Below are 22,814 nucleotides of genomic sequence, written 5' to 3' on the forward strand. Positions count from 1 at the left end.
GCCATGACCAGCCCGCGCACCGCCCATCTTTCCTCCCGCGCCGTCATCGCCGTCGCCGGCCCCGATTGGCGCAGCTTCCTGCAGGGCCTGCTGACCCAGGACGTCGAGACGCTGGCGCCCGGCGAGTTGCGCTTTTCGGGCCTGCTGACGCCGCAGGGGCGGCTGCTCTACGACCTGTTCGTGGCCGGCCTTCCGGACGGCGCCTTGCTGGACGTGGCGGCCGAGCACCGCGAGGCCATCGTCACGCGGCTGTCGATGTACCGCCTGCGGGCCAAGGTCGAGATCGGGGCTTCCGATCTGGCGGTCGCGGCCGTGTTCGCGCCGGACGGCGCACCGGTGGTGGGCGAGGGCTTCTACGCCGATCCCCGCCTGCCGGCCCTGGGCGCGCGGGTCTATGGCCCGACGGCCGAGCCCGACGCCACGGAAGCCGAGTACGACGCCCATCGCCTGGCCCTGGGCGTGCCCGGCCCCGCCGACTGGCTCAGCGACAAGGCCTATCCGATCGAGGCCGACTTCGACCTGCTCTCGGGCATCGACTTCAAGAAGGGCTGCTTCGTCGGCCAGGAGACCACCAGCCGCATGAAGCGGCGCGGCACGATCAAGAACCGCATGCTGCCGATCGCCTTCGACGGCCCGGCCCCGGCCTTCGGCGCCGAGGTGCTGGCCGGCGAGCTTCGCGCCGGCGAGGTGCTCAGCGGCGGCGACGGCCGGGCCATGGCCCTGCTGCGCCTGGACCGCATCGAGGGCGCGGACCTGACGGTCGACGGCCGTCCCGTGCGGGTCGAGCGCCCCGACTGGGTCCCGCCGACGCCGGTGGTGGTTCCGACGGTCTAGTCGGCCCGACTTCAAGACCTTCGGCCATCTTTCACCGAGCCTCCCCGCGAAGGCGGGGATCCAAGCCGAGTCCGCGGCTAGCCCACGGCGGCGCCATTCCCCGAAAGCCAGCTTGGGTCCCCGCCTTCGCGGGGAAGGACGGAGGTTGGGGAAGGCAGGCGGATGATCCGCCCTAGCCGGCCCCTTCCAGCCAGGGCACGCGCGGCAGGCGGCTCTCGCCATCCAGCTGGCACACCGAGCGCGGCGAGGCCGGCCCCACCTCGGCGAGGATGCGGTCGATCTCCTTGCGGTAGCCGCGCCGGGCGGCGCCGTTGAAACCGTTGCTGGCGGGCAGGGCGGCCAGCGGCTGCGCCAGGTCGCGCCGTCCCATCCGCAGCAGCGCCAGCACCGAAGCCTGGATCACGTCGGCGCGGGCGTCGTCCCGGGGGATAGTCGCGACCCGGTCGGCGACGCCGGCCGCCGCCGGTCCCGCCCGGCAGAGGCCCAGCAGGGCGTCGGTGCGGCCCGGCACCGAGCGGACGGCCTCGATCCTTTTCGCCAGCGGCAGGGCGGCCGGCGCGCCCAGATCGCCCAGGCGGACGGCCAGACCCTCCAGGGCCGCGTCCTCGCCGACCAGCGGCGCCAGGCGCGGGCCGATGCGGGCGAAGGCCTCGGCCGGCAGGGCGGCGGCCACGTCGGCGAAGGTCTGCTGGGCGCTGGAGCGGGAGCGATCGCCATAGGCCCGTCCGATCGCCGCCAGCAGGGCCTCGGGGTCGACCTGGTCGGCGTTGCTGACCACGATCCAGCGGCTGAAGTCCTCGTCCTGGGCCAGGTCCTCGCCGGCCATCAGGCGCGAGAAGCGGGCCAGGTTCTTGTCCACGGCCTGGCGTCCGAAGGCGCGGGCCTGGGCCACGGCCGGTTCCGAACCCGCCGCCAGGGCGCGGGTCTGGGCCTCGTCGAGCGACAGGATCAGCTTGCCGCCGGTCCTGGTCGTATGGATCGGCCGTTCCGCCAGGCCAAGGGCTCCGGCGACCATGCCCGCAAAGCCCTCCGCCCCGCCGCCGACCCCCGGCTTCAGCTGGTAGAGCGTGTGGGTGCATTCGTGGCGGGTCCAGGTGAGGCAACTGACCAGCGGGAAGGGGATCGGCGAGGGGATGGCGGCGATCCCATAGGCCAGGGCGACGGCGCGGCCGTCCGGCGCCGTCAGGGTCAGGCGCCGCAGACCCGGCTCCAGATCCCCCGGCCCTTCGCCGGTGGCCACCCGCACCACCGGCCCCTGCGGCTCGCCGGGCAGGCTCAGCACGCAGGCGTTGGACACGAGCGCCCGGCCGACCATCATCCGCTGCGCCGTCATCCGCAGGTCGGGGGACTTGGGAATGGTCTCGCAGGTCGCGCGCGGCAGCACCCGCAGCGCGGCCGGCTGGCCGCTGCGGTAGACGTCGGGATAGCGGTAGACGACCGGCAGGGCGTAGCGCTCGACCAGGCTCTGGGCCAGTTGCCCGGGGGCCAGGATCGAGGCCTGGGCCGGATCGAAGGGCAGGTGAGCGGCGGCGTTCTCGCGCCGCAGGCGGGCGTCCAGGGCGCGATAGTCCAGATAGCCCGTGACGCACCAGACCAGGTTGCCGCCATAGACCAGCACCGGGATGATCAGCAGCGAGCGGGGCGCGGCCCGGCGCCAGGCGTCAACCGCCATCGTCACCAGGGCGGCGTTGAACAGCAGGCCGATCCACAGCGGCGACAGGGCGAAGAACAGGATCAGGTTCAGCAGCGGGATCTGCTGCAGCAGATAGGCCGGGATCATCGCCAGCAGGAACAGCGGCCAGGCGGGCCAGCGCCGAGGCTTGGCCGGCCCGTCGGGACTGGGAGCGGGTTTTCGCCGTCCGAACGTCTCGCTCATGCGGGCCGTCTCCGTCGCCAAGCGCGCGGGCCATACTCGCTCATAAATTGATTACTGATTATTCATCGCGCGGGCGATTGCGGCGGCGAGGATCTGGGCTCAAGTCTTCGGGCGAGCATCGCCGTCTGGGGGAAAGCCAATGAACCGCCGTGAACTCCTGGGCGCGGGCGCCCTGCTGGTCGTCCCTCTGGCCGTCCCTCTGGCCGCGCTCGCCGGACCGGCCCTGGCGGCCGACATCGACCGCTTCTCCGTGGTCGTCCGCGGCAAGGGGCCGGACGTGATCCTGATCCCGGGCCTGGCCTCGTCGCGGGCGGTCTGGGCGCCGACGGCCAAGGCGCTGGAAGATCGCTACTGCGTCCACCTGGTGCAGGTGGCGGGCTTCGCCGGCGATCCGGCCGGGGCCAACGCCGATGGCGCGGTCGCGGCCGGCGTCGCCGAGGGCCTGGCAGCCTACATCCAGGCCAAGGGGCTGAAGGCGCCGGCCGTCATCGGCCATTCGATGGGCGGCACGATCGGCCTGATGCTGGCGACCCGGCATCCAGCGCTGGTCGGCCGGCTGATGGTGGTCGACATGTTCCCCAACCTGGCCATGGCCTATTTCGGACCGGGCGCCTCGCGCGACGCCGTGGCCAAGGGCGCGGCCGACTTCCGCCAGCGGATCGAGACCTCGCCGCCGGACCAGTACCTGGCCCGCCAGAACCAGACCGCCGCGACCATGGTGCTCACCGAGAGCGCCCGCAAGGCGGTGGTCGACGACTCCCTGGCCAGCGACCGCAAGGTGGTGGGCCGGGCGATGGAGGAACTGCTGACCACCGACCTAGCGCCCGAACTGCCGAACATCACCGCCCCCACCACCGTGGTCTGGGCCTGGAACAAGGCCAGCTTTGCGCCCGTCGAGGCCTTCGCCGGCTGGTACGGCGCGGCCTATGCGCCGCTGAAGGGGGTCAGGCTCGTCCGCATCGACGACTCCGCCCACTTCGTGATGATCGACCAGCCGGCCCGCTTCCAGGCCGAGGTCGAGGCGTTCCTGAAGCCTTAGGCCGTGTCGACATTCAGCTGTTCGCGATCTTCAAATCCGTGTTTCCCCGCGAAGGCGGGGATCCAAGCTGGTTTTCAGGATGAGGCGCGGCCGTGGGTCGATTCCGACCTCGGCTTGGATCCCCGCCTTCGCGGGGATGCTCGGTGAAAAAAATGAACTCGGGCCGGTGAATGTCGATCCGACCTAATCGGTCTGCGCGGATGTTCTTCAAAAGTTCTGGTTTCCGCCATCGGTTCTGCTAGCGTCGCCGCATGACTGAGATCCATCGCTGCACCTGGCGGGGCATGAACGGCGACCCGCTGTACGAGGCCTATCACGACACCGAGTGGGGCGTGCCCGAGTACGACAGCCGCGCCCTTTGGGAGAAGCTGGTGCTCGACGGCTTCCAGGCCGGGCTGTCGTGGATCACCATCCTCAAGAAGCGCGAGGCCTTCCGCGCCGCCTTCGCCGATTTCGACCCCGAGATCGTCGCCCGCTTCGGTGCCGAGGACCGCGCCCGGCTGATGGCCGACGCCGGCATCATCCGCTCCAACGCCAAGATCGACGCGGCCATCAACGGCGCGCGGATCTATCTCGACATGCGCGACCGGGGCGAGGACTTCTCCGAGTTCCTTTGGGGCATCGTCGGCGGCGCCCCGATCCAGAACAGCTTCACCGGCATGGGCGACGTCCCGGCCCAGACGCCCCTGGCCGTCGAGATGGCCAAGGCCCTGAAGGCCAAGGGCTTCAAGTTCTGCGGCCCGGTGATCGTCTACGCCTTCATGCAGGCCGTCGGCATGGTCAACGACCACTTCGTGACGTGCTTTAGGCATGACGAGTGCAGGGTGTTGGGCGGGAAGGCGGGGTAGGGGGCGCGCGTCGGAAGCTCGGCCATTTTCCCCCGAGCATCCCCGCGAAGGCGGGGACCCAAGCTGAATTTCAGGCGGGGGCGCGGCCGTGGATCATCCGCGACCTCGGCTTGGATCCCCGCCTTCGCGGGGAAGAACGGGTTTGGGTAGCGCAGGGCGGAGGACTGCCCGCCGCCACCTAACGCGCCGCCGCGACCTCGGCGGGGCTGGGCGTCTTGGCGAAGCGCACCGGGTTGCAGTCGGCCAGCTGGGCGTCGGACAGCGTCACGCCGCGATAGCTGAAGCCCGTCACGGTCCCCAGTTCGCGCGACAGGCGGCGGCAGCTGCGCAGGGGCGGCAGCGATTTCACCTGGAGCGAGCGGCAGACCTGGCCCTCGCAGCGCCAGGCCGCGCCGTCGAACACGATGTAGTCGCGGGGCGCGGGCGCGCTGAGGGTCAGCCAAGCGTTCTGGGCCTGGGGTTCGGCCATGGCGGGGCCGCCCGTCGCGACCAGGGCCGCGACGGCGAAAAGAAAGCTACGCATGGGAAAAGCTCCGGGGAGGAGGTTGGGGAGGGTACGCTTACTGGGTACCGGTCGGCCGCCGCGCCTAGGCGGCGGCCTTGAAGAGCGTGAATTCCTCGCCCAGCGCCCGCGCCACCGAGGGGCGGACTTGCAGGCGGTCGCGATAGGCGCAGAGGGCGGGATAGGGCGTGAAGTCCATCGCCAGGTAGCGGGCCCAGACCAGCATCACGAACAGATAGGCGTCGGCGACGCCGAAGCGGTCCTGCAGGAATTCGCGCCCGGCCAGGTGCGCCTCCAGCACCGCGAAGCGCTCGGCGGCCGACGAGCGGGCCAGGGCCTTGGCGTCTTCCGGCGCGCTGGCGGCCAGCAGGACGCCGAAGGTCCGGGCGTGCAGCTCGGCGCCGACGAAGCTCAGCCAGCTCTGGGCGCGGCGGCGCTCGGGACCGTCGGGGGCGATCAGGCCGGCGGCCGGGAACAGGTCGGCCACATGCTGCAGGATCACCGCGTTCTCATAGATCAGCTCGCCGTCGCCCGTGCGCAGCACCGGCACCTGGCCCATCGGATTGATCGCCAGGAACGGCGCGCCGTCGTGCGTGCGCTTGGGCCGGGCCTTCGTGTCGACCTGGATGAAGTTGATCGGCGCGCCCGCCTCGTAGGCGGCGATCCGCGTCGCCATCGAGCAGGCCATCGGAGAGAAGTACAGGTCCATCGCCGCCTCCGTTTGCATTTTCATACTGTTTCGCATAAAAATAACCGGGGTCAAGGAATAAGCTGCGAAACGGTACAAAAAGCAGCGCCGGCCTGGAGAGAGTCGAGATGTCGGAACAACCCGCCAAGCGCCGAGGCCGCCCGCGCGCCTACGACCCCCAGGTCGCCCTGGCCAAGGCCACCGAGACCTTCTGGACCCAGGGCTACGCCGGCGCCTCGCTGGACGACCTCAGCGCCGCCACCGGCATGAACCGCCCCAGCCTGTATGGGGCGTTCGGCGATAAGCAGGCGCTCTTCTCCGCCGCCATCGACGCCTATATGGACTCCTCGCGCGGGGCGATGGTCCAGGCGTTCCGGGCCGGGGGCACGCTGCGCCAGGCGCTGGAGCGGGTCTATCGCGCGGCGCTGGACATCTATCTGTCGGGCGAGGATGGCGGGCGCGGCTGCTTCATGGTCAGCGCGGGCCTGGGCCAGGCGGTGGTCGATCCCGCCGTGCGCGACAAGGTGGCGGCCGGCCTGCACGAGTTGGACCGGGGCTTCGAGCGCCTGGTGGCCCGCGCCGAAGCCGCCGGCGAACTGCCCCCCGGCGCCGATCCGGGGGTGCTGGCCCGCGTGGCCGGCGGCATGCTCAACGCCCTGTCGGTCCGCGCCCGCGCCGGCGAAACCCGCGAGCAGCTGGAAGCCACGATCCAGGCGACGGTGGAGCTGGTGTGCGGGGCGGAGAAGGAGAGCCGCCCAGATGCTCCCCCTCTGGGGGAGCTGTCGCGGAGCGACTGAGGGGGTTAGCCGCCGTGCCGGCCCCCTCCGGCCCTCCGGGCCACCTCCCCCAGAGGGGGAGGATTTACCGCTTCGCCAGCCCCGCCACCGGAACCCGCGTCACCTGCACGTCCTCCTTGTTGGCGGCGTAGCCGACATAGAGCCAGCCGTTCCAGACCACGCTCTTGGGATAGTGATAACCCGGCCGCTTGTACTTGCCTTCGAACCGCAGCGGCTGCAGGTCGGCCTGGCCGCGCAGGCGCCAGCTGCGATCGAAGCGCTGGCCGTCGGGGCTGAGGGTCACCGCCAGGGGCAGGCGCGGGCGGTCGGTGTTGGGGGCGTTGACGAGATAGGCGGTCCCGTCCGGCAGGTTGCCGGCGCTCTGCTTGGCGCGGGCGTCGGGCATGTCGGTCAGGGCCGGCGTGGTCCAGGTCTCGCCCTGGTCGCAGCTTTGCGCGGCCAACTGGCGGAAGCTGAGGTCCTCGTCGCGGAACACCATCACCGCGCAGCCGTCGGCGCGGCGGAACAGGCTGGGCTCGATCTCGCGGCTGAGGCGCTTTTCGTGCGGAGCGGCCGCCTGTGAAGCGTCGCGCGGCAGGTTCTCCATCTTCCCCTGCCTCCAGCCCGAGACCCCCAGCGGGTCGTCGGTGAAGAACGGCTTGGCGATCATCCCCGGTCGCAGGTGGAAGGCGGTCATCACCCGGCCGTCGATCCGGTGCGGGTCCTGCTCGATCACCCCTTCGACGGGGCGGCCGCCTTCGCCCATAACCCGGCGCGGCGCGCTCCAGGTCCGCCCGTCGCGGCTGGTGCGGTATTCGGCGTAGCCGCCGGCCCCCGACTGGAAGCCCTCCGGCCAGACATTGGCGTAGGCGACCAACACTTTGCCGTCGCTCCACCAGCCGCCGCTCGAGCGCATCAGCCCGCCGGTCCCGGCCGGCGCCAGTCGCCTGGGCCCGCTCCACCGCTCACCATCGTCGCTGACGCTGTAGGCGACCCAGGTGTCGGCGGAATCCTCGTCGCGGGCCGAGCTTTGCCACTGGGCGTAGAGGCGGCCCTTGAAGCCGATCAGAGCCACGCCGTTGCTGAACTTGTCGGTCGCCTCGCTCGGCGCGAAGACGGTGAAGGTCTCCGCACCTGGCGCGGGCGCCAGGTCGAGGTCCGGCCGGCCCTGCGCGAAGAGCCCCGGTGCGACCGTGTAGGGCGGCGTGGACGGCGCGGCGGCGGCCGTCAGCAGTAGGACGGCCGCGATGCTCGCGATCGATGACAATCTCATGCGCGCGCCGCGTCGACGGCGTGATCGACCCGCCACACCACCTTGTTTCCCCAATAGGTGATCGTCGTCGGCTCCGGCCCCAGGACGAGTTCGAACCAGAACTGGTCGCCCCAGGCGGCGTCCGTCCCGATGGTCATGCCGCCGAGGCTGCGGCCGCCTTCCGGGTGAAGGTCGCTCGTCACCACGTGCCAGGTCATGGCGACGCCGCCGATGACGGTGTCGATCACGCCGTCCCAGTCGTCGGTGGGACGAAAGGCCAGGTCGTAGGCGCCGTCCGGGCCGATCATCCGGACGGTGAAGGGGGCGGGCGTCGTGGTTCTCATGCGTCCAGCCTAACGGTGCGAGGCGCCTCTCCGCTACCGCCTGCGCGCGACCAGCGCCCAGATCGTCACCGCCACCGAGGCCCCCAGGGCCGCCGCGCCGATCCAGTCCCAGGCGCCGTCGCCCAGCAGGGCGACGACCAGGCCAAACAGGCTGAGCGCCGCCACGGCCAGCGGGATGCGGAACACCTGCCAGAGCGAAAGATGGCCCCGGCTCATTTCAGCGTCCCCCGCTTGACCAGCCACAGATAGAGGCCCGAGCCGAGGATCACGATGGTCGCCAGATCGAGCAGCGCCCAGAGGATCTTCAGCGGCAGGCCGCCATAGTCGCCGAAATGCAGCGGCTGCGACAGCGACAGGGCCGCCACGTACCAGGGCGTCGGGGCCACGGCGGCCAGCCGGCCCGTGCGGGCGTCGATCAGGGCCGGGGTGGTCAGGTGGGCGGTCAGCGGCGTGTCGCCGTGGAAGAACACCGCGTAGTGGTGCTGCGTCGAATAGGTCGAGCCGGGGAAGGCCACGAACTGCAGCTGCTTGCCGGGCAGGGCCAGCTTGGCGCGCTCGACCGCCGCGTTCAGCGAGCTGCGCGCCGCGATCGGCGCGGGCTGGTCGTAGGCGGTGGTTAGCTCCTTCAGCGCCGTGTCCTTCCAGTAGGCGATGATCGGCGTGGCCAGGGTGTTGACGACGCCGGTGACGCCCACGACCAGCACCCAGGCCAGGGTCACCGCGCCCAGCAGATTGTGATAGTCGAGCCAGCGGGTCCGCGCGGCCTTGTGGGCCCGCACCGTGCCGAACGGCAGCCGGCGCATGAACGGCGCGTAGAGCACCACGCCAGACACCAGCGCGACCACCAGCAGCAGCCCCATCGCCCCCAGGAACAGCATGCCCGGCAGGCCCAGGAACATGTCGGTGTGCAGCTGGAGCAGGAACTCCATCACCGGATGGCCGGCCACCGACGGGGCCGGATCGCCGCTGGTCTGGTCGATCGGCTGGAAGCTGTAGCCCGACTTGCCGGGGACCACGCTGGTGACGTTCACCACCGGCCGGTCCTCGTCGAAGCTCATGAAGGCGGGAACCTCGCCGGGCTTGCGGGCCATGGCCGCGGCCAGCACCTGGTCGAGGTCGAGCTTCGGCCCGTTCGGATGCGCCGGCGTCCAGGCCTGGTGCATGGCCACCTCCTCGATCTCGTGGGTGAACACGAGCGGCAGGCCGGTGAGGCACAGCATCAGCAGGAACAGGGTCGAGACCAGGCTCGACCACTTGTGCGCCCACGACCAGGCCCGCAGCGTCGAGGCCTTCATCGGGCGAGGCGCGGGGTGATGGACGGGGCGGGCACGGCGAGGTCTCCAGCGCTGAGAACGAGTCGCGATAGAGAAAAAGCCGTGCGGTGACAATCGGATCGTGGGGCGGGCTCAATCGATCAGTTGGCAAAGCTCGGCCTGGCGCTGGCGGGCGAAGGCCAGGACCATTTCCATCGATCCGGCCTTGGTCGCCGTTTTGTAGAACCAGGCGCTGAAGGCCTCGACGGCTTCAGACGGCGGATCCTCCCAGTCGTCGAACACCGCTTCGCCGTCGGGCCTCAGCACGCCTTGGCCGACCAGCTGTTGGTACTTGGCTTGCCAAAACCAGTCGGCCCGCCCCCCCAGGGCGGCGTCGATCTCCTTGCGTGAGGGCGGCCGCCACCAGGGGCGATCCTGCGACAGCAGATGGCGCATCAAGCGCCGACGGTTGCGCGCCCACTTCTTCGGCTCGTCCAGCAGGTTTGGCTCTTCGATCACGCGGGGGGCGGCCGGGTCGCCCGCCTGCTCGCGGAACGCCGCCTCGAAATGCGTCTGCAACTCGGGCCAGGGCAGTTGCCGGATCAGGCGCCAGGCCAGGGCCAGGTTGGCTCGGTAGTTGTAGGCGAACTGGCTGAAGCCGCCGTTGGCGGTCTGGCCGACAAGATCGCTCCACATCATCAGCACGCGTTGGGCTTCGGTCAGGGAGTCGTTGCCGGGGCTGCCATAGAAGTTCCATCCCTCGATCTCCATCACCTCGGGCCGGTGGATCAGACCCTCCCCCGTCGCCCATGTATCGGCGTCGTACGGCTTCAGTGCCTCCTCGAACTGGGCGCGTGTCAGGCGCGGCAGCGGATTGGTGTTCGGCATGATCCATTCCCCGATCCTCCCCGCGATGCGACCGCGCCCGAGGGGAGAGCGGGGAGCGTATCCTCTACCGGCGCGAGCGTCGTCAATCGCCATCCGGCCTCGCCCCGTTCCCTTCGACAGCGAACGCGCCTAAACACCCGCCCATGCCGAGCGGTCCCGACATGATGCTGGAAGCCGCCTGCGGGCCGGGACCGGTCTGCGGGGTGGACGAGGCCGGCCGCGGGCCGTGGGCCGGTCCGGTCAGCGCCGCCGCCGTGATCCTCGATCCGGCCCGGGTCCCTGCGGGCCTCAACGACTCCAAGAAGCTCTCCGCCAAGGCCCGCATGGCCCTGGAGATCGAGATCAAGGCCATGGCTGTCGCCTGGTGCGTGGGCATGGCCAGCGTCGAGGAGATCGCGGAGCTCAACATCCTGCACGCGGCGGGCCTGGCCATGAAGCGCGCTGTCGAGGGGCTGGGGGTCAAGCCGGCCTTCGCCCTGGTGGACGGCAACTACCGCTTCGTCCTGCCGTGCGAGGTCAAGACCGTGGTCAAGGGCGACAGCCTGTCGTGCTCGATCGCCGCGGCCTCGATCCTGGCCAAGGAAGCCCGCGACCGGATCATGGTCGAGGCCGACGGCCTCTATCCCGGCTACGGCTTCGCCGGCCACAAGGGCTACCACGCCCCCATCCACCTCGAAGGCCTCCGCAAGCTCGGCCCCTCGCCGATCCACCGCCTGAGCTGGGCCCCGGTGAAGCTGGCGCTGGCGGGGGCGTTGGGAGAGGGCTGAGGGGAGCGGACCCTGACGCTGTGGCGGACGTCCGCAGTCGGCAACGGCTCCAGCTTTCCGACGCGACCTGTGGTGGATGGTCGAGGTCCGCTCGTGACTCTTTTGCGACGTTAGGAAGGTCAGCATCCGGGTCGAATACTCGGACTTCCCGGAGGAGCCTGAGCTCAGTTGGCGATAGGGTTTCAATCACGCCTGCGATGGCCAATGCTCAGGAACCAAGGCGTTGTCGTGCCAATCATCGATCAATTCGACACCCTGCAATCGGCCCCAAATCTCTTCACCAGCATGGTCCAGGACGATAATTTGCAGGCGTCCTTCGGCGGCGGTCACTTCGTCGCCAAGCACGCGGAACACGGAGCGTACGGCCTGGACGTCCTTTGGGGGCGTCGGGACGCATGGCCGATGTGTGGGCTGCAGGTCTCGTCACGGCCGCGGCTCGAGGCCGGCCATACGATCGATGGCTGTGTGAGGGGAGAACCTCTCGACGCTTGCTTCCCCCCTTGTTGATGGGGTTTTCGCGCTGAAACTTGACAGTTTTTCGTTGTACTTCGTATTCAACCTATTCGTGTCTTGAGGACTCGTTTGAGTGTCTCGACGGTCGAGGCGATGGGCGCGAAAAGAATGATCAGACCGAATGGCCCGCACCCCTAAACGCAAGAAGCTGACCATCCTCGTTTCGTCCACCGTTTATGGCGTGGAGGACCTCCTCAATCTCATCTACGCCTCGCTGACGAAATTCGGCTATGAGGTCTGGATGTCGCATCGCGGCACGGTTCAGACCTTCTCAAACCGTCACGCCTTTGAGGACTGTCTCCAGGCTGTTCGTGATTGCGATATCTTCCTGAGCTTCATCACCAAGCAGTATGGAACCGGTACGCTTCCGGGCGAGCTGTCCATCACACACCAGGAACTCCTGCTAGCGATCGAACTCAATAAGCCGCGATGGGTGCTGGCCCACCACGATGTCGTTTTTGCGCGCCAGTTTCTGAGAGGATTGGAGCTCGAGTTGGACGACGAGCCCGCTAAGGAGGGGGGCGAGCGTGAGGTTAAAGCCAAGGACAAACCCAAGCCAAAGCAGACCTTCGAGACCCGTGCAAAGCGGGCTAGGCTGAAGCTGAAGAAGGGCGCTGTGATCGACGATCTGCGAGTTATCGACATGTATGAGGACGCCACGCGAGACGAGGTGAAGCTCGGCAAGCCCGCCGGTAATTGGGCCCAGAAGTTTGTCAGCACCGAGGACGGGCTGTTGTTCGCCAATGCGCAGTTCCATCGATACCAGGAGGTGGAGAGTTTCCTGGAGGAGAATTTCAAGGACGTCGCGGCCGTGAAGAATAAGGCGATCAAGGGCGCAGCCGATGATCAATGACGCCATTCTGAAACTGGTAAGAGGGGGCGAGGGCGCGACCACGGAGTTCAAGACGACCTTGGCCTCACCCGAGATGCTCGCGCGCACGATCTGCGGCTTTCTCAACACCAACGGCGGGGTCATCCTCTGTGGTGTCGATGACGAGGGGCGAGTGGTCGGCGTCGATGACGCCGAGCAGAAGCTCTCCAAGCTGGAACGTCAGCTCCAAGCGGCCGTGACGCCGAATGCGCCATTTCAGATGTCGGTCGAGCGCGACGACGATTTGGCGGTGATCGTGATCGAGGTCCCAGTGGGACGTGACGGCCCCTACGTCGTCGATGGCCGGATGTATCTTCGCAAAGGCCCGATCACCCGCGCGGCGTCCGCCGAAGAGCTACGTTCTATGGTTCTTGAACGCAGCATCGAGCCGACGCGCTGGGAGCGACGTCCTTCGTCCGAACTCATGTTCGACGATCTGGATACCGAAGAGATCCAAAACACCATCAACGACGCGCTCAAGAGCGGACGTCATCAATTCAAGACCCCAGACGATCAAGAAAGTGTCCTGCGCGAACTGGGTTGCCTAGGCGGTAGCGGATTGACCAACGGCTGCGACGTGGTCTTCGGGGCGCGCCCGGCGCGGCGTATCCCGCAGGTCCGTGCGCATTTTATCAGCTTCGCCACGGATAAAGGCGGCGCCGAGTACAACGATGACCGCTGGTTCGAGGGGCCGGTGATCAAGGTTCTCGATGAGCTTTACGCTGCTCTCGTGCGCAACCTGCAGGTCCAGGCCCGTTTTCGCGAAGGCGATTTGCGCCGTAGCAACCGCTCGGAGTATCCGTTCTGGGCCATTCGCGAAGGCTTGGTCAACGCCCTGGCGCATCGCGACTACTCCAGCTTCTCGGGGGGGATGTCGGCATCGCTCTATCCCGATCGTCTTGAGATCTGGAACTCGGGCCGCTTGCCGGGCGGCCTCAAGCCGATCGACCTGCGTAAGGTACATCCGTCGATCCCGGTCAATCCCGACATCGCCAATGTTTTCCGGATCCGTGACCTGATGGATCGCGCCGGCCGAGGCACCCGTCGGATCGTCGATGCGTGCCGTGCCCATGGGCTGCCCAACCCCAAGTGGGAAGATCGGGCCACCGGCGTTACATTGACCCTGTTCAACGCACCTGGCGGCATGACGGGCGATTGGAACCATCGCCAACAATCGTTGCTTGAGAACATGCGCACCGGAGAAAGGTTGAGCCCTGGGCTCTATCACGAGCGATACGCCGCGGGCGTGTCGGAGCGTCAAGCGCGTCGCGACCTCGTCGAGCTCGAAGAGGCAGGATTGCTGGTCCGCGAAGGGGGCGGCGCGACCACCGTCTATCGCCGCACCGATATTCGCAACTGACCTGGGCTGAACCGGACATCAACCGGACATTTTATGCGCTCGGCATCTCTGGGCTGTGCGCGGGATGTTGTTGAAAATTAGAGCGTTTGTTGGTGTCGTGAGGCTAGGTCAAAGCTTGTTGCGATCAAATTCGGACATCATCCGGACATCCAAGGATCGAATTTCAAACGCCAGAACCGAGCTTGGCGACCTGAGCGTTCGCTACGTATTTTTCGATCTCTACAACCGTCGCAGACGGGCGCCGATCAGGATCGTCTCCGCCAAGGCCTTTCCGAGCTTGCCCTTACCCGTCACCGAAGCGGTAAGGCTCTCGACTTCCACCTTGTAGTTGTCATCGAGCACGTACTCGACTTCAGGACACTCGCTTGCTTCCCACACTGCAGGGTAGGTGAAGATGTAGGACGCGCCATCCCTGCGAATGGTTTCGATCCCATCATTGATCATCTCTTGGACAGCATCCTTGAGCTTCTTGCTGTTCCTGATCGCGAAGTCACGGATCGCCGTATCCGTTGCCGCCGGCAATTTCACACGCGCGCGCCAAACAGCCATCCCAGTCCCCGCTGCCGACCTGTTTGCAGCGAAGTTAACGTACAAAACGACTTTCGCAAGTTGTACGTGTAGGGCGTCGCGCTAGGGTCAAACGCGAATGCCGAGGAAGTTGGAAAATGGCGACCGCTCCACCTCTATCGAGCAGGACGTCTGCCGGGGGGCGCCAGGAAACTGCCTGGGCATGGCGTTGGAGAGGGCCGTCGTCGGGTGCCGTCGTTACGAAGGTCCCATGCAAGGGGGGGCTGAAGAGGTCAGCCTTGGCCAGTTCGGCGTCGAACTCCTCGACCGTTGCGAAGGAGCCGTAGTTCGCATTCTTGCCCTTGCACTGCACGCCGAACGTTTGGCCGGGAGCATTCGCAGGGTTTCCGAAGACGTCGACGCCGTACTGCTTTTGCCCCAAACGGCCGTGACAGCGAGCATCTGGGTCGGACCAGATCCAGCACCAGACCGTACGTAGTGATGTATGTTTTCGGGTGTCGCGCAACGTTTTGGCACCGTTCCTGAAGATGCCCGTCTCAGGCCAAACCCTGCCGCTTCGCCGGGTGACAATCGGCCCCGGCCACGATCAGGCGCTAACCCGCCAGAGCGTTCAGATTTACCTGCGCCACAAAGGATACGAAAACGTCGAGGTGCGGCTGTCCAACGTACCGTTTCGTACCTGACCGTCCGGCAATGCGGAAACGGGCGGAGGTTGAACGAAGCTGAGCGCACGCTCGGTATGTCCAGTTTCCGGAGGCGTGCCAACGGCGCAAATGGCGCTAAGCAGTCAGAGCGCCCAATCTGCATGACCGCCTTCGGCCCTTCGGCGACGCACGGTTCGTCCGGTTGCAACGACCGATCGAGGTCGGCGAGCCGCCCCTAAACCCGCCGCCACCCCGTCGGCAGTCCCACCCCCGCCGCCTCGATGCGCGCCACGGCTTCGGCAAGGGGCTCCACGGCCACGGCCATGTGGTGGGCGTTGGCGTGGACGATGGTGTCGGGGTCGAGCAGGATCGCCACGTGGCCTTTCCAGAACACGAGGTCGCCGCGCCGGCGCTCGGCCTCGTCGATCGGCTGGAGGAACGAGAACTGCATGTCGGTGTCGCGCGGGACGGCCTTGCCTGAAGCGGCCAGGGCCTGCTGCACCAGGCCCGAGCAGTCCAGCCCCAGGCTTTCCCGCCCGCCCCACTGGTAGGGCGCGCCCAGGAAGGACAGGGCCGTGGCGGCCGGATCGGGGGCGGTCGCCAGGCCGATGGGGGCCAGATGCGCCTCGATGAACCAGCCGGTTCCCGCGCCCTTGGCGAAGCGGCCTTCGCGGGCCTCGACCGTGACCAGGGCGTTCAGGGAATAGAGGCCCACGGGCCGCGACTTGATGTCCGGCGCGCTGAACGCATAGGTGCGCAGGCTCGCCACCTGGTGGGTCGCGGGCTCGCCCAGGGGCGCGAGCTCGGCCTCCGCCACCCAGCCCACATAGCCGTCGCGCGCCGCCTGGCCCCAGGCGAAGCCGTCCTTGGCGTCGAGCACCGCAAAGCGCTCGCCGAACAGCAGCTGGCTTTCCTGCTCGGCGTCCGGCGCGGGGGCCTTGCGCAGGGCGGCCGTGGGCGCGGCGACCTGGCGGGCCTTGGGGGCGTCGTAGCGCTCGGCGGCGACCAGGCCTTCCAGGGCCAGGTCGGCGAGGTCCGGGCGGGCCAGGGTGAGGCGGCGATCCGGAGCCATCAGGCGAACTTGCTCTTCAGCATGGCGTAGAGGCCGCGGATGGCCTGGGCCTCGCCGCCGCTGGGCCGGCCGGCGGCGCCCTTGGGGTTCCAGGCGTAGATGTCGAGGTGCACCCACGCGCCCGTCGTCGGGGCGAAGCGTTGCAGGAACAGGGCGGCGGTCACCGAGCCGGCCTGGGCCCAGGCGTCGGGATCGTTCTTCAGGTCGGCGATGTCGCTTTCCAGCGCCTCGCGGTAGCCGTCCCACAGCGGCATGCGCCAGACGGGGTCCGAAGCGGCGCGGGCGCCGGCCTCGATCTGGCCGGCCAGGGCGTCGTCGGGGGTGTAGAACGGGATCACCTGCGGGCCCAGGGCCACGCGCGCGGCGCCGGTCAGGGTGGCCAGGTCGATGGTCAGGGCCGGCGAATGCTCGGCCGCGCGGGTCAGGGCGTCGGCCAGGATCAGGCGGCCCTCGGCGTCGGTGTTGCCGACCTCGATGGTCAGGCCGGCGCGGCTGTCGAGCACGTCGCCCGGCCGCATGGCGTCGCCGGCGATGGCGTTCTCGACCACCGGGACCAGCACCACCAGTCGCACCGGCAGCCTGGCGGCCATCACCATGCGGGCGAGCGCCAGGGCGTGGGCGGCGCCGCCCATGTCCTTCTTCATCAGCCGCATGCCGGCCGAGGGCTTGATGTCGAGGCCGCCGGTGTCGAACACCACGCCCTTGCCGACCAGGGCCACCACCGGGTGCTTTTCGTCGCCCCACTGCAGCTCCAGCATGCGCGGCGCGCGCTCGGGCACGGCGGCGCGGCCCACGGCGTGGACGGCGGGATAGCCTTCGGTCAGCAGGTCGTCGCCGACGATGGCGGAGAAGCTGGCGCCGAACTGTTCGGCGATCTCGCGGGCGATGGTTTCGATCTGGCGCGGACCCATGGCGTTGGCCGGGCTATTGACCATGTCGCGCGCCAGGGCGCAGGCGTGGGCGATGGCCGAGACCTCGGAAAGATCGACGCCCTCGGCCGCGACAAGGCGTCGCGCGCCGTCGGCGCCTCGGGCCTTGAAGCGGTCGAAGCGATAGGTCCCCAGGGCGAAGGCGAGAGCGATCTGGCCGGCGTCGAGCCCCTCCGGCGTCGCGTGCAGGCGATAGTCGCCGGCCGGCAGCTTGGCCGGCAGGGCGCGGAAGGCCATGGCGTCGGCCTTAATCCCCTTGGAAACCCTTTGCCCCAGGCCGAACAGCACGCGGTCCAGGGCGCCTTCCGGGGTTGGGGCGACCACCACCTGGCCGGCCTTGCCGCTGAAGTCCGACAGTTTGGCGAAGCCGCGCACGAAGCTGGGGCGGGCCTCCAGGAACGCCGCGACCTCGTCTTCGTAGAGGGCGTGCACCGGGATCACGGGGCCGTCGGCGGCGCCGCGCGAGGAGGCGGCGATCAGGGGTTCGGTCATGGGCCGGGGCTTTCGCGGATTTATGCTTAACGATTCCTTGAGGGGGCCGGGCGATGCTCGACCCTACCTCTCCGGAGACTGCCCTTTCATGTGTCGCAAGCCCGCCCTGCTCGCAACCGTTCTCGCACCCGTTCTGCTGCTGGCCGCCGTCCCGGCGTTCGCCGCCGACAAGGGCAAGGCCCCCACGGCGAGCGAGGTGTCCGCCTCTGCTCCGGCCCCCGCGCGCCGCAAGGCCAGTCCCGCCGAGCGCGCCGAGGTCCGCCGCATGGAGCCCCTGGCCCGCGCCGCCTTCTGGAGCGCCGAGGTCGAGGCCGATCCGCGCGACGCTGAAGCCGGTGTGGGCCTGTCCCAGGCCCTGCGCACCCTAGGCCGCTACGACGAGGCCGCCGACGCGGTCGGCCGCGTGCTGGTCGCCACGCCGAACGACCAGGAAGCCCTGCTGGAGTCCGCCCGCGTGCAGGTGGCCCGCGGCGAGGGCTTCTTCGCCATCGAGCCGGCCAAGGCCGCCGCCGCCGCCGCTCCGCGCGACTGGCGTCCGCTGACCCTGCTGGGCGTCGCCTACGAACAGTCCAAGCGCGACGACGAGGCGCTCGCCGCCCACCGCCAGGCCGTCGCCCTGGCCCCCAACGAGGCCGCCCCGGCGGCGAACCTGGCCATGTACCTGGCCGGTCATGGCGACCTGCCCGGCGCCGAGGCCCTGCTGCGCAAGGCCGCGACCCTGCCGTCCTCGACCATCCAGATCCGCCAAAACCTGGCCCTCGTCGTCGGCCTGCAAGGCCGCGTCGACGAAGCCGAGAAACTGGCCCGCCAGGACCTCCCGCCCCAAGTCGTCGACAACAACCTCGCCTGGCTCCGCGCCGCGCTGGGCCAGGGCGGCGGCACCCGCACGTGGGAAGCGGTGAAGGCGGGGAGCTGAGGCTCTCGCCCAACTGAGATCGCCGTCGTCGATGGCGAGATTTCCGGCTCGACCTTAGGTGGATCGTGCGGCACGCTTCCGGCATTCGGAGGGAGACGTGCCCGACAGCAATCGACGTAGAGCCCTGGCCGACGTGGTGAGCGTCGAGGCCTGGCACGCGGCCCTGGAGCAGGGACGGGCCAAGGCCGACCTGCATGTCGACGTCGTCTTCGGCGTCGGCCGCATCGGCGGCGGCGATCCGTCCGGGGTGCGGTTCAGGCTGGGCCTTAGGCGCGCCGAGGTGATCGTCGTCGTGCCGCTGCACGAGCCCGCCCATATCGGCGGCGAGTCCGTTCCTCGCGAGACCACCGGTCAGGTTGTCGGCAAGGTCGAGACCAAGGCCAAGGTCAGCAAGAAGGTGGGTTTGGCCCTGGACGGACAGGGCGGGGCGTCGGTTGCGGGCGTTCAGGCCAAGGCGAGCGCCGAGGCGAATATGGCCCTCGCCGCCAGCAAGGACTGCACGGTGAGCGCCAGCCGCGCCTACAAGGGCCTGGGCGTGACGCAGATGAACACCGGCGAAGGGCAGCGGCGCTGGATCATCGTGCCGGAGCTCGGCGAGACCGTGCTGTCGGGGCGGCCATGGGACGCCAAGAAGGCGCCGCGCGGGGAGATCAAGGACGGGCGTCCCGCCGGCTCGCGAAGCCTTCCGGGCGCGGTTCGGGTCGAGGTGCGTTGTCTGCGTGAGGACCTGGAGATCAGTAACGTGGTGCTGACGGGCGGGCTCCTGGGCAAGATCGGCCGGAACCGCGAACTGGCCGCCGAGGCCGCCATCCGCACCCTGCTTTCGGAGGAAGGGCTGGTCGCCGGCGACATGAGCGACCCCTTTGCGGAGCTGGTTCTGGTGATGACGTTCGCCGATGCCGTCTGAGGGCGAGTCCTGGCTGTCGGCGGTGGCGCGCGTGCTGCTCGCCGAGACCGACGATCTGCGTGAATTGGCCGGAATCGCGGGCCTCGATCCTGCGAGCATGTACATCGGCACGCGCATGGACGGCGCGGATTTGCGCGGCCAGGACCTGCGGGGGATGGCGTTCACTGGGTTGGATCGCAGCAAGGTGCGGACGGACGCGCTCACGCTGCTGGACGAGGTGGAGGCCGAGCTGGAGCCCGTGCTCGATATCGAGCCGGAGCCCGAGCCGGACCGCGATTTCGGCGCCTTGATCCTGTTTCAGGACCCGAATCTCGAATTCAGCTACCGGCGACAGGCCGCGTCAATGTTCTTCCGCAACGAGGTCTTCGGGCCGGGGGAGGAGGCCCGGTTCCTGGCGGCCAGCCGAGATTTCGAGGGGGCCAAGCTCGTTATCGGGTTGTGTCGTGACGAGGCCGAGTACAGGTCTTTTCCGCACTTCGGAGACTTCATCCGCATCATCGGCGTGGATGGCAGGGAGGATCGTTTCCGCGCTATTTCCAGCGCTATCGAAGAACGCTCTCAGTCCAAAACGATCCTGACGCCGCTTTCGGGGGGTATCAACTCGCTTCGCAGGGAGACGCTGTTCTCGGTGTCGATGCGGAATCTGGTGACCTTCGCCAGCGCCGAATGGCTACAGCTCGATGAGATAATTGACCATGGGGAACTCTGGACTTTTATCAGCACCCGCGGGGATGCCGCCGATCCCGAGGCGGCGTGGTTCCAGCTTTTCAGTAGAGCCTGGAAGCTGGGACTGCATGTTGAGGACGGGTTCAGATTGGGAGATGGTCGAGGAGACGTGTTCTCGGGGCTGGGCGCGGGCCTGGCCTTTCCCGGCACCGGCGAGTTCGCGGTGGGTCCCGAGGGGGGCTGGCCGGCCTTTGGCGCTGCGGTCCTATTGTGGAGCGAGCCCCTGTATCGCGATGAGAGTTATCTCAAGGCCGTCCGTCGGATTCTTGACGCCAATAGGTGGAGGCTGCACACGGTCTCGGGCTTGGATTTGCGGATGTGGGGGGCGACGCAGCACTTGGACATTCGGGTCGAACCCGAACTGCCGATGATGCGGCCGCCGCCCTTGCCGTATGCCGCGATAGGGATCAATCCCGACACGCCTATCCTCGTCAGTGAACAGGCGGACGCGGGCACTATTCTCTGGGCGTTGGCCGTCGAGGGGAGGTTGCTTCTCAACCTGCAGGACCTTCGTTGGCTCAATCCGAATTCATGGGGCCCCTGGTTGACGGTCGGCCACCAGGTGCGACGGATCGCACGGACGATGTCCGGCCCCTCGCGCTCCCTCTATATCGCGGCGCTGGTGCGGCAGGCTCTGGAACTGGGGCGGGTGAATGGTCGCGACGGCACCGGACTCGCCGAGATGCTTGCGGCGCCCGATCTTGTCCAGCACGGCGGACTCGATATCTCGCTCATCGGCTTTGACGAGACGCAGGTCGCCTTCACGCTCAAGATCCCTAGCGGCTACCTTCATCCGCTGGAAAGCTCGAGGGTGCTTGTCTTGGCCATTGATGCGGGTGGACCATCCGTGAGGCGGCGTTCCGTTGCGGTCGTGCGAGCTTATTTCAAGGAGCGAATGGGCGGTTCGCTTGGTCCGAAATTGTCCTCCAAGGCTTCGCCGCGAAGTTAGCCTCTAACCTCGCGGCGAAGCCAGACGCTTCACGGGCGCCGCGATCGCCGCCTCCACCCCCACCGGAGCCTCCACCACGAACCGGCTGCCCAGGCCCGGCGTGCTGTCCAGGTGGATCTCGCCGCCCATGGTTTCGACGATCTGGCGGGTGATGCTGAGGCCAAGGCCGGTGCCGCCGACGTGGCGGGCGGGGTCGCCGACCTGTTCGAAGGGGCGGAAGACCGCGTCCAGCTGGTCGGGGGCGACGCCGACGCCGGTGTCTTCGACGGTGAAGCGCAGGCGGGCCTCGCCGCCCGCTTCGGGCTCGAGGCTTTCGACGCTCAACGACACCCGGCCCTGGTCGGTGAACTTCACCGCATTGCCCAGCAGGTTGATCAGCACCTGGCGCAGGCGCTTGGGGTCGGCGACGATGGTGCGCGGGGCGTCGGCCGCCAGGTCGACGGCGAAGGCCAGGCCCTTCTCCTCGGCCCGCAGGCGGAACATCTGGTCGATCTCGTCCAGGCAGGCGCGCAGGTCGAAGGCGGCGGGCTGGAGGTCGAGCCGCCCGGCCTCGATCTTAGCGATGTCGAGGATGTCGCTGATCATCGCCAGCAGGTGCTCGCCGCTGGAGCGGATGGCGTCGACGGCCGTGCGCTGCCTGTCGTCCAGCGCGCCGCGGCTGAGCCAGTAGCTGTAGCCGATCACCGCGTTCAGCGGCGTGCGCAGCTCATGGCTCATGTGGCCCAGGAACTGCGACTTGGCGGCGTTGGCGGCTTCGGCGGCGGCGCGGGCCTCGCCCATCACCCGGGCCTCTTCGGCCTGGCGGCGCTGGCGGGTCTCGAACTCGCGGCGCATGCCCAGCAGGCGTCCGACCAGAAAGCCGCCGGTCACCACCAGCCAGGCGCCCAGGATGATCAGGTACCACTGGCCGTCCGACAGCGAGACGCCCTCGAGGTCGATCTCGTCGAGCGACACGGTCAGCGGGCCGGGCGCGGCGTCGTCGGTGGTGATGGCGATGGCTCGCACGTCGGCCAGGTTCGGAGCGGCGTCGCGGGGCGATACGCCATGGCTGCTGACCCACCAGCCCTCGGCGGTCAGGCGGTCCAGCGGCAGGCGGATCTCGTTGGCGCCCGGATCGACCGGGAATTCCAGGACCAGCGGCACGTCCTGGTCGCCGACCTTGCCACGCAAGGCCGCCTGCGGGGCGGTCTTGACTTGCAGCTTCAGCCGGTCGCCGCCGCCCTTGTAGGTCAGCCGCAGGGTGATGCTCTGGTAGCGGGTGAAATCGAGCCCCTTGCTCGCGCCGCCGGTGGTCAGCTGCAGGCCGTAGCCGCAGTAAGGATAGGTGACGGCCGCCCGGATGTCGCAGCGCCAGGCCATCTGCCGGTGCGGATCGGGGGTGACGCTGGAGCGGCCGCCGGTCTCGGCGTCGGAGAAGGCGTAGGCGATCACCTGGTCCGACTGCGGCGTCAGGGCCAGGCTCTGGCGGGTGAGGGCGCCCTTGCCCAGCACCGCGGCGAAGGTCACCGCGATCAGCAGGAACAGCGCCGCCTCGACCTTCAGATGCCGATAGCGCCGCCAGCCTCCGTTCTCGTTGGACGCCGGCGACGACACCGGTGTCCGTGAGGTTGAACGAGGATCCGGACGCTGCGGCACGAGGCGCTCCTGGAGGCCTGTGCGGGCCGCGAAAGGAAGAAGCGCGACCTTAGCGCGGGCATGTTTGACCGCCGTTTAACGCGGCGCCGGAAATCTTCGGTTCGGCGCCGCGACCTTTTGTCGGCCTCTGCGCGTGAATGACCTTTGCGAGCGCCATGCGCCATGGTTCAACCCGAAGTGGTCGCCACAGCCCCAGGGAAACGCC

22 protein-coding genes and 1 pseudogene are annotated in these 22,814 nt (G+C 68.5%); 10 read left to right on the plus strand and 13 right to left on the minus strand.

What is annotated here, in order from left to right:
• Positions 1 to 3: 3 nt before the first annotated feature.
• Positions 4 to 834, plus strand: coding sequence for a CAF17-like 4Fe-4S cluster assembly/insertion protein YgfZ (gene ygfZ, locus AC2YHT_RS13970; RefSeq protein WP_487290496.1), 831 nt, complete (start codon positions 4 to 6; stop codon positions 832 to 834).
• A gap of 172 nt (positions 835 to 1,006) precedes the next feature.
• Here ygfZ and AC2YHT_RS13975 read toward each other — a convergent pair whose 3' ends face one another.
• On the minus strand, positions 1,007 to 2,710 hold the full coding sequence (locus AC2YHT_RS13975; protein ID WP_487290394.1) for a hypothetical protein: 1,704 nt from the start codon (positions 2,708 to 2,710) through the stop codon (positions 1,007 to 1,009).
• A 139-nt stretch (positions 2,711 to 2,849) separates the two neighbouring features.
• Between AC2YHT_RS13975 and AC2YHT_RS13980 the strand changes: the two genes are divergently transcribed.
• Positions 2,850 to 3,749 (plus strand): alpha/beta fold hydrolase, encoded by a 900-nt coding sequence (locus AC2YHT_RS13980; RefSeq protein WP_487290395.1) that lies wholly within the window; start codon positions 2,850 to 2,852, stop codon positions 3,747 to 3,749.
• A 251-nt stretch (positions 3,750 to 4,000) separates the two neighbouring features.
• A complete protein-coding gene (locus AC2YHT_RS13985) occupies positions 4,001 to 4,597 on the plus strand; it encodes a DNA-3-methyladenine glycosylase I (RefSeq protein ID WP_487290396.1) in 597 nt (198 codons plus the stop codon).
• 178 nt (positions 4,598 to 4,775) lie between these two features.
• Here the strand turns inward: AC2YHT_RS13985 and AC2YHT_RS13990 are convergent, their stop codons facing one another.
• Together AC2YHT_RS13990 and AC2YHT_RS13995 are read right to left on the minus strand one after the other, a co-directional pair.
• Entirely contained in the window at positions 4,776 to 5,120 is a 345-nt protein-coding gene (locus AC2YHT_RS13990) for a DUF8200 family protein (protein WP_487290397.1), read from the minus strand.
• A 64-nt stretch (positions 5,121 to 5,184) separates the two neighbouring features.
• Positions 5,185 to 5,832, minus strand: coding sequence for a glutathione S-transferase C-terminal domain-containing protein (locus AC2YHT_RS13995; RefSeq protein ID WP_487290398.1), 648 nt, complete (start codon positions 5,830 to 5,832; stop codon positions 5,185 to 5,187).
• Between the two features lie 83 nt (positions 5,833 to 5,915).
• Between AC2YHT_RS13995 and AC2YHT_RS14000 the strand changes: the two genes are divergently transcribed.
• A complete protein-coding gene (locus tag AC2YHT_RS14000; protein ID WP_487290399.1) occupies positions 5,916 to 6,584 on the plus strand; it encodes a TetR/AcrR family transcriptional regulator in 669 nt (222 codons plus the stop codon).
• 64 nt (positions 6,585 to 6,648) lie between these two features.
• Here AC2YHT_RS14000 and AC2YHT_RS14005 read toward each other — a convergent pair whose 3' ends face one another.
• From AC2YHT_RS14005 to AC2YHT_RS14025, 5 genes and pseudogenes are all read right to left on the minus strand, one after another.
• Complete coding sequence (locus AC2YHT_RS14005) at positions 6,649 to 7,836, minus strand: sialidase family protein (RefSeq protein WP_487290400.1); 1,188 nt, start codon at positions 7,834 to 7,836, stop codon at positions 6,649 to 6,651.
• Positions 7,833 to 8,159: a hypothetical protein gene (locus tag AC2YHT_RS14010; RefSeq protein ID WP_487290401.1), complete on the minus strand. Its 327-nt coding sequence runs from the start codon at positions 8,157 to 8,159 to the stop codon at positions 7,833 to 7,835. The genes AC2YHT_RS14005 and AC2YHT_RS14010 overlap by 4 nt, the downstream gene beginning before the upstream one ends.
• Before the next feature lie 33 nt (positions 8,160 to 8,192).
• Positions 8,193 to 8,375 carry a hypothetical protein gene (locus tag AC2YHT_RS14015; protein ID WP_487290402.1) on the minus strand — a complete coding sequence of 61 codons (183 nt, stop codon included), beginning with the start codon at positions 8,373 to 8,375 and terminating at the stop codon, positions 8,193 to 8,195.
• Positions 8,372 to 9,460, minus strand: a pseudogene (locus AC2YHT_RS14020) (PepSY-associated TM helix domain-containing protein); the annotation flags it as partial. The gene AC2YHT_RS14015 and the pseudogene AC2YHT_RS14020, both read right to left, overlap by 4 nt.
• A gap of 105 nt (positions 9,461 to 9,565) precedes the next feature.
• The gene (locus AC2YHT_RS14025) at positions 9,566 to 10,300 is read right to left on the minus strand and encodes a DMP19 family protein (RefSeq protein WP_487290403.1); all 735 of its coding nucleotides are present in this window, start codon (positions 10,298 to 10,300) and stop codon (positions 9,566 to 9,568) included.
• Positions 10,301 to 10,443: 143 nt separating this feature from the next.
• Between AC2YHT_RS14025 and rnhB the strand changes: the two genes are divergently transcribed.
• Positions 10,444 to 11,067 (plus strand): ribonuclease HII, encoded by a 624-nt coding sequence (gene rnhB / locus AC2YHT_RS14030; protein ID WP_487290404.1) that lies wholly within the window; start codon positions 10,444 to 10,446, stop codon positions 11,065 to 11,067.
• Positions 11,068 to 11,253: 186 nt separating this feature from the next.
• On the opposite strand, the gene AC2YHT_RS14035 is transcribed toward rnhB, so the two are convergent.
• On the minus strand, positions 11,254 to 11,484 hold the full coding sequence (locus AC2YHT_RS14035) for a DUF3732 domain-containing protein (protein WP_487290497.1): 231 nt from the start codon (positions 11,482 to 11,484) through the stop codon (positions 11,254 to 11,256).
• A gap of 217 nt (positions 11,485 to 11,701) precedes the next feature.
• Between AC2YHT_RS14035 and AC2YHT_RS14040 the strand changes: the two genes are divergently transcribed.
• Together AC2YHT_RS14040 and AC2YHT_RS14045 are read left to right on the plus strand one after the other, a co-directional pair.
• Positions 11,702 to 12,433, plus strand: a complete 732-nt coding sequence (locus AC2YHT_RS14040) for a DUF4062 domain-containing protein (RefSeq protein ID WP_487290405.1) — start codon at positions 11,702 to 11,704, stop codon at positions 12,431 to 12,433.
• Positions 12,423 to 13,811 (plus strand): RNA-binding domain-containing protein, encoded by a 1,389-nt coding sequence (locus AC2YHT_RS14045; RefSeq protein ID WP_487290406.1) that lies wholly within the window; start codon positions 12,423 to 12,425, stop codon positions 13,809 to 13,811. The genes AC2YHT_RS14040 and AC2YHT_RS14045 overlap by 11 nt, the downstream gene beginning before the upstream one ends.
• Positions 13,812 to 14,030: 219 nt before the next feature.
• Here AC2YHT_RS14045 and AC2YHT_RS14050 read toward each other — a convergent pair whose 3' ends face one another.
• The 3 genes from AC2YHT_RS14050 to AC2YHT_RS14060 all read right to left on the minus strand — a co-directional run bounded on the left by AC2YHT_RS14050 (position 14,031) and on the right by AC2YHT_RS14060 (position 17,476).
• Positions 14,031 to 14,360, minus strand: a complete 330-nt coding sequence (locus AC2YHT_RS14050; RefSeq protein ID WP_487290407.1) for a hypothetical protein — start codon at positions 14,358 to 14,360, stop codon at positions 14,031 to 14,033.
• A gap of 858 nt (positions 14,361 to 15,218) precedes the next feature.
• Positions 15,219 to 16,055: a C40 family peptidase gene (locus tag AC2YHT_RS14055; RefSeq protein ID WP_487290408.1), complete on the minus strand. Its 837-nt coding sequence runs from the start codon at positions 16,053 to 16,055 to the stop codon at positions 15,219 to 15,221.
• Positions 16,055 to 17,476, minus strand: a complete 1,422-nt coding sequence (locus AC2YHT_RS14060) for a leucyl aminopeptidase family protein (RefSeq protein ID WP_487290409.1) — start codon at positions 17,474 to 17,476, stop codon at positions 16,055 to 16,057. The genes AC2YHT_RS14055 and AC2YHT_RS14060 overlap by 1 nt, the downstream gene beginning before the upstream one ends.
• An 88-nt stretch (positions 17,477 to 17,564) precedes the next feature.
• Here AC2YHT_RS14060 and AC2YHT_RS14065 point away from each other — a divergent pair, with 88 nt between their 5' ends.
• The 3 genes from AC2YHT_RS14065 (at position 17,565) to AC2YHT_RS14075 (ending at position 20,974) form a co-directional block, all read left to right on the plus strand.
• On the plus strand, positions 17,565 to 18,392 hold the full coding sequence (locus AC2YHT_RS14065; protein ID WP_487290410.1) for a tetratricopeptide repeat protein: 828 nt from the start codon (positions 17,565 to 17,567) through the stop codon (positions 18,390 to 18,392).
• A gap of 97 nt (positions 18,393 to 18,489) precedes the next feature.
• Positions 18,490 to 19,299: a hypothetical protein gene (locus AC2YHT_RS14070; RefSeq protein ID WP_487290411.1), complete on the plus strand. Its 810-nt coding sequence runs from the start codon at positions 18,490 to 18,492 to the stop codon at positions 19,297 to 19,299.
• Complete coding sequence (locus tag AC2YHT_RS14075; RefSeq protein WP_487290412.1) at positions 19,289 to 20,974, plus strand: hypothetical protein; 1,686 nt, start codon at positions 19,289 to 19,291, stop codon at positions 20,972 to 20,974. The genes AC2YHT_RS14070 and AC2YHT_RS14075 overlap by 11 nt, the downstream gene beginning before the upstream one ends.
• A 3-nt stretch (positions 20,975 to 20,977) precedes the next feature.
• Here the strand turns inward: AC2YHT_RS14075 and AC2YHT_RS14080 are convergent, their stop codons facing one another.
• Positions 20,978 to 22,567 carry a sensor histidine kinase gene (locus AC2YHT_RS14080; protein WP_487290413.1) on the minus strand — a complete coding sequence of 530 codons (1,590 nt, stop codon included), beginning with the start codon at positions 22,565 to 22,567 and terminating at the stop codon, positions 20,978 to 20,980.
• Positions 22,568 to 22,814 lie beyond the last annotated feature (247 nt).

The sequence above is a fragment of the Caulobacter sp. SRI_008 genome, assembly GCF_057586355.1.